Source organism: Hoylesella timonensis 4401737 = DSM 22865 = JCM 15640, from assembly GCF_000455445.1.
Lineage (GTDB): Bacteria > Bacteroidota > Bacteroidia > Bacteroidales > Bacteroidaceae > Prevotella > Prevotella timonensis.
Window position 1 is genome coordinate 1 of record NZ_HG417098.1, and the last position, 6,284, is coordinate 6,284.

The following is a 6,284-nucleotide window of genomic DNA, read 5'->3' on the forward strand; positions in this document are numbered from 1 at the left end:
AAGCAGCGGGAACTTCGGGGAATTTTTGAGAGTTTTCCGTAATCTCTTTTGTGATTTCGGCATAGCGTTCCCCGTATGATTTGCTTTTGCCGACAAGCATTTGCTGTGCCTGCTCAATTTGGTCTTGGGTAACAGAAGGCACTCTCTGTTTTTGTTCCTGTTCATTTTTCTTTTCACATGCTTTCTCCAATTTGCGGCACGCCATGCGGAATTGTTGCCAGAGGAAGAGTATTCCAATGAACACCCATACCGCTATCAGAAACAGAAGTATGTTGAATAGTATCGTTTGCATAATGGTGATTTTTATATATCGTTGGTTCTTTGTTCAAAAATCTATTGCTACCTTTCGTCGATGCTTTGCTGTGGCATTATTGAGCAGTTCCTTGTGCTCCTTGAGGTGTTCACGCAGGATGTTGTCAATGTAGGATGCCATTGACACCCGTTCGCCCAAGTCCTGCAAGACGTTTTTTAGCACTTGGAGTGTTTCAGCACTCATGGTAAAATTGGTCCGCTCTCGGAGTCGGACTGACTGTAAATAGCGTGTGCGGTAGTCGTCTAAGGAAATCTGGGATGTTCCCACACATTTTTCATTTTCTCTCTCGTGGCTTTTATACAAAGTCTTATCCTGCTTATTTTCCGAGGTAGACACAACCTCTTTTACCAGATGCAGTTTTTCCTTTTGGTTGGCACTGACCTCTGTTTTCATATCTTCTTCCTCATCAGGTGGGTCAAAAGCCAGCGTTTCCTTGGGAGGAGTCTTCATCACCCCTTCTTCAGCCATCTCCTTGAGCTTGGCTTCCAGTTTTTGCCGTTGTTCCTGTATGTTTGCCATAATGCTGTCTTATTTAATTTGAATATGGGTAAGTAATTCTTCTATCAGTTCATCAATACCAGTCCCTGTCCGTAAGGCTTTATTAGGAGGAAGGTAAGTGGAGCGGAATACCCCACGAAATCCGTATTGCTCCAATTCATGGCTGAAACGGTGGGTGGCATAGATGTTTTGGTTAAGCAGCGTATAATCTTCGTTCTTGATATACTTGCTGTAGTATTCAATGAGCGTGTTCTTAACCCTGCGGTCAACTTTGTTCCATAGAAGAATGACTTCCTTGATACGGGCACTTGACATGGACACGCCCAAATCGTTTACCGCCTTGATATAGGTGAGGCAGGCAACCATCGACTGCACGTCTGGCTCTAAGGGAGAAAGGATATAGTCCATATCCAGCGAGAGTTGCAGAAGGTCGCTAGTACCCGCATGACCGGGAAAGTCAAAGATGACCAAATCGAATTTCTCTGATGGATGATTACTGATATACTCGCTTGCCGTTGCTATTGCCTCCTTAGGTGCAGCTTTGAGTATGCGGTAGGCTGTACGCTTCAAAGAAGAGAAATGTTGTCTCATCTGCTGAGAAAGCTGTGGATCACTTTCAATGCAAGCCTTTTCCCTTTCACGGAGTTTATAGAAGGAATCCTGAGACAAGTCACAGTCTACTGCAAAAAGGCGAATGCCTTTTTCGTAGTAAAGAATGCTGCTGACTATCTCCGCCAAAGTGCTTTTGCCAACACCTCCCTTTTGAGAGGAAAAGCCCAGAAATATGGGCGATGTTTGTATCTGTTCCATACTATAGATATTTTAATCGTTTGAACTATAATTCGAATGGTAGCTCGTTAAACTAATCGTCAGAACGAATTATTAATTCTTTTATCTGTCGAAATATCGAATTATCGATCGTTCGATTTGTCGATTTGTCGACATCTCGATAGTTCTATCTGACGATATATTGAACTATTGAAATAGAGTTCGTCATATCGCTCTTTTAATAGTTCTATCGAACGATATTCCGTTCGATTTATCTGCAAAATAAAAGCTTTTTCGATAGATATTTCTATGCCATAGAAATACAAGGATAAATAAGGGAAAAGAGTGAAAATGGTTGATAATGAGATATTTGAAAATCTACTGTAACTTTGCAGACAGATAGAAAACATGGAGGTAAACTATCCGAAGCGGACACCCTTACAGGTGGATACTTCAATCGTATCAACTCTTGATATTGGCAAGGTGTGTCTTTGTAACACAAACCGCAGTTTGTCCCACAAAGACCCTTGCCCCGAAGGGGAGATAAATTACTCCAAAGTCGTAATTAAAGAATGAACAACAGATGAACAGACTAAAAGAAAAGAATATGGAACACAAATTACCTAATAAGCCTCGTTGGGACAACTGGCACGTTCGACTACCGGATATAAAAGACCAGCAGAAAGTCATTGCAATGTTTCATAAGTCGGGTGCACAAACCAAATCGGATTTTGTGCGTGCGCGTCTGCTGGGTGAGCCTTTTAAGGTCATTACAGTGGATAAATCCGCAGTGGAATACTATCGTAAACTCTCCGAACTGACGGCACAAATCCATAAGATTGGCGTGCTGTATAATCAGGCGGTACGGGCTTTGAACAGCTATCACGGTGTGAAAACCGCCCGAATTATGCTGGAGAAAATGGAGCGACTCTCCCAACAGATTATCGAATTACAGCAGCAGACCATCAGTCTGACCATTGATTACCGGAAAAAATGATAGCCAAGATTTCTTCCACGGAAAACCTTGGCGGAGCACTCGGCTATAACTTCAAAAAGGTGGAAAAAGAAGAAGCGAGCATTCTTCTTGCACAAGGATTGTACCAAAACAAGGAGGGTACTTATACGATGGCGGAAGTATTGGCCGACATGCAGGCACTCATCCCGGCAAAATGCCGCACGAAAAAAACGGTGTTCCACTGTTCGCTCAATCCGCACCCGAAAGAGAAACTATCCGATGAAACACTTACGCAGATTGCAAAAGAGTATATGGAGGCACTCGGCTACGGCAAGCAGCCCTATATTGTATTCAAGCACAACGATATTGCCCGTGAGCATATACACATCGTTTCGCTTCGGGTAAATGATAAGGGGCAAAAAATCAATGATAAGTTTGAGGGGCGAAGAAGCAAAAAGATTACCGATACATTGGAAAGAAAATACGGACTTATCCCGGCAAACGCCGTTCTTTCGTCGGATGATGAAATCGGGCGGAAAGTGGATATTGGAAACGGGGACATCCGCAAACAAATCGGTACATTGGTAAAGGCTGTATTGAAACACTACCGCTTCTGTTCCTTGGGTGAAATGAATGCCATTCTTGCAAGAAACAATCTTGCTGTGGAGGAAGTGAAGACGGAATACCGGGGAAAGCGTTATGACGGGTTGGTTTATGTACCCACAAGTGAGAGCGGAGAGAAGGTAGCAACTCCCATCAAGGCTTCGGACATCGGTAGAGGGGTCGGTTATACTGCCGTTCATCATCAGATGATAAAATCAAGGAAAGAATTGAAGGCATATTTGCCGAAAATAAGAAACCGTGTTCTTTCGGTGATGAGAACTTCTCCCAAGACGGAAGCGGAACTTATTAAGCGGCTTGATGAAAATGGACTCAGGACATTGCTCCATAAGACGGAAAACGGACGCATATACTGGATAACCTTCGTTGATGACACGCTCGGTGTTGCCGTCAACGGTTCCCGTCTGGGCAAAGGATATTCCGCTGCCGTGTTCAACGGTTATTTCTCCCAAGAGGGAACCAATCCGTTTTTGGATAAGCAGAAATATGGTGCTCTCTCCGACATGGATTCCCATAAGAAAGAACAAAGGCAAGACGTGCCCGACCAAAAGGAGGAAGCCAACTTCAGCGCTGTGGAGGAACTTATCGACGAGCTGCTTCAAGCTCCGCAAGGTAATGACGACTGGAAAGAGGCGGCATGGCAGCGTAAACTGCGGCGCAAGAACAAAATCAGATTGGGAAAAAGAAGACAATAATTCAAACGGTGTTCAAACACCATTTTAACATCATAAAAGGAAAAACATTATGGCACAGGAAGACGATTTGAGAGCATTGGGTAAGATTATGGACTTTATGAGAGGTATATCGGTGATATTCCTCATCATCAATTGTTATTGGTTCTGTTACGAGGCGTTCCACACATGGAACTTCACCATCGGCATTGTGGATAAGATCCTTCTGAATTTTCAGCGTACCACGGGATTGTTTTCTTCCATTCTTTGGACAAAACTGTTTTGTGTTGTTTTTCTGGCACTCTCCTGCTGGGGCACCAAAGGTGTCAAGGAGGAAAAAATCACTTGGAGCAAGATAATGACGGCATTGGCGGTCGGCTTTGTATTGTTCTTCTTGAATTGGTGGCTGTTGGAATTGCCATTAGGAAAAATAGGCAGCGCCACGCTGTACATCTTCACCCTGTCAGTGGGATATATCTGTCTGCTCATGGCTGGAGTATGGATCAGCAGACTACTGAAAAACAATCTGATGGATGATGTGTTTAATACGGAAAACGAGAGCTTTATGCAGGAAACCCGTCTGATGCAGAACGAGTATTCGGTGAATCTTCCGACACGATTTTACTACAAGAAGAAATGGAACCGAGGCTGGATCAACATCGTCAATCCGTTCCGTGCCTCAATGGTACTTGGTACGCCGGGGTCGGGTAAGTCCTACGCCATCGTAAACAATTATATCAAGCAGCAAATCGAGAAAGGTTTTGCCATGTATATCTACGATTACAAGTTTCCGGACCTTTCGGAAATAGCTTATAACCATCTACTTAAACACTTGGAAGCCTACGAGGTTAAGCCCCAATTCTTTGTCATCAACTTTGACGACCCTCGAAAAAGCCATCGTTGCAATCCCATCAATCCGCACTTTATGACGGACATCTCGGATGCCTACGAGAGCGCATACACCATCATGCTCAATCTTAACCGCACATGGATTCAGAAACAGGGTGATTTCTTTGTGGAGTCGCCCATCATTCTTTTGGCTGCCATCATTTGGTACCTTAAAATTTATGAGGGAGGAAAATACTGCACATTCCCTCACGCCATTGAATTTTTGAACCGTCCCTACGCACAGATATTCCCGATACTTACTTCCTACGATGAGCTTTCCAATTACCTTTCGCCTTTCATGGACGCTTGGGAGGGAGGAGCACAGGACCAGTTGCAGGGACAGATAGCCAGTGCCAAGATACCGCTTTCACGCATGATTTCTCCAGCCCTCTATTGGGTAATGACGGGTGATGATTTCTCGCTCGACATCAACAATCCCAATGAGCCGAAAGTTCTTGTTGTGGGCAATAATCCCGACCGCCAGAATATCTATTCGGCAGCCCTCGGTCTGTATAACAGTCGTATCGTGAAGCTCATTAACAAGAAGAAGCAGCTCAAATCTTCAGTGATTATCGACGAGTTGCCGACTATATATTTTCGTGGACTTGATAATCTGATTGCTACTGCACGAAGTAATAAGGTAGCGGTATGTTTGGGCTTTCAGGACTTCTCCCAGCTCACTCGCGATTATGGCGATAAGGAAAGCAAGGTAATACAAAACACCGTGGGTAACGTGTTCAGTGGTCAGGTCGTGGGCGAAACTGCCAAAACTCTCTCAGAGCGTTTCGGTAAGGTGCTCCAGCAACGGCAGTCTATGACCATCAACCGCAACGATAAGTCCACCTCTATCTCCACACAAATGGACAGTCTTATCCCTGCAAGCAAGATTTCAAACCTCACGCAGGGGATGTTTGTAGGTGCTGTGTCCGACAATTTTGATGAGCGTATTGACCAGAAGATTTTTCATGCGGAGGTAGTCGTGGACAGTGCAAAAGTCTCTGCAGAGATGAAAGCCTATCAATCAATTCCTGTAATAGCAAACTTCACAAACGAAGATGGCTCCGACAATCTCAAAGAGACCATCGAAGCCAACTACAAACGTGTCAAGCAGGACGTGCTATCGCTTGTAAATACAGAGACTCAACGTATAAAGAACGACCCTGAACTACGACACCTCATTAGAGAATAAGAAATATTCACCAGTTATTCTTATGTAAGGCAACCCCTATCTCAAGAATCCTGGCGGCAATAGTTATCCATATCTGTAATGGGACAGCTTTACTTGTATTGCATTCCTCCTTATAGTGGACAAGGTACGCATCTTGAAACAGAATCTCTCGGAGCATTTCTGAACTTGCAGGGTCGGAAACTAGCAATTTCCCTTTGAAGGGTTTATTTGCTGCATTTGTAATCGCTTCCACCAAAAAAGTGTCAGGTGTTCCTGGATCCAAAATGAAATACGACCTCCCTGAGTTGAGGAACATGGACAACTGTTCTCTTTGGTCTTTCGACTAAATTCCATACTATATGCAAGTATGGGAAAATTTCTTTCAGAAATTTCTAACATACC

Annotated in this window: 6 protein-coding genes and 1 pseudogene; 3 read left to right on the forward strand and 4 right to left on the reverse strand. The window is 44.0% G+C overall.

Annotated elements, in window-relative coordinates; genetic code table 11:
- The 3 genes and pseudogenes from BN35_RS09115 to BN35_RS09125 form a co-directional block, all read right to left on the reverse strand.
- Nucleotides 1-292 (reverse strand): annotated as a pseudogene (locus BN35_RS09115) (hypothetical protein); the annotation flags it as partial.
- Nucleotides 293-325: 33 nt separating this feature from the next.
- A complete protein-coding gene (locus BN35_RS09120) occupies nucleotides 326-832 on the reverse strand; it encodes a DUF3408 domain-containing protein (protein WP_044071453.1) in 507 nt (168 codons plus the stop codon).
- 9 nt (nucleotides 833-841) lie between these two features.
- Nucleotides 842-1,621, reverse strand: coding sequence for a ParA family protein (locus BN35_RS09125; RefSeq protein WP_044071457.1), 780 nt, complete (start codon nucleotides 1,619-1,621; stop codon nucleotides 842-844).
- A gap of 565 nt (nucleotides 1,622-2,186) precedes the next feature.
- On the opposite strand from BN35_RS09125, the gene BN35_RS09130 reads away from it, so the two are divergent.
- Genes BN35_RS09130 through mobC form a run of 3 tightly spaced genes read left to right on the forward strand, consistent with a single transcriptional unit; the run spans nucleotide 2,187 to nucleotide 5,903 of the window.
- Nucleotides 2,187-2,576 (forward strand): plasmid mobilization protein, encoded by a 390-nt coding sequence (locus BN35_RS09130; RefSeq protein WP_257009517.1) that lies wholly within the window; start codon nucleotides 2,187-2,189, stop codon nucleotides 2,574-2,576.
- Nucleotides 2,573-3,850, forward strand: coding sequence for a conjugal transfer protein MobB (mobB, locus tag BN35_RS09135; RefSeq protein WP_028901359.1), 1,278 nt, complete (start codon nucleotides 2,573-2,575; stop codon nucleotides 3,848-3,850). The genes BN35_RS09130 and mobB overlap by 4 nt, the downstream gene beginning before the upstream one ends.
- Nucleotides 3,851-3,899: 49 nt before the next feature.
- A complete protein-coding gene (gene mobC / locus BN35_RS09140; RefSeq protein WP_025073226.1) occupies nucleotides 3,900-5,903 on the forward strand; it encodes a conjugal transfer protein MobC in 2,004 nt (667 codons plus the stop codon).
- A 7-nt stretch (nucleotides 5,904-5,910) separates the two neighbouring features.
- Here the strand turns inward: mobC and tssD are convergent, their stop codons facing one another.
- Complete coding sequence (tssD, locus tag BN35_RS14355; RefSeq protein ID WP_028901360.1) at nucleotides 5,911-6,198, reverse strand: type VI secretion system tube protein TssD; 288 nt, start codon at nucleotides 6,196-6,198, stop codon at nucleotides 5,911-5,913.
- Nucleotides 6,199-6,284: the final 86 nt, after the last annotated feature.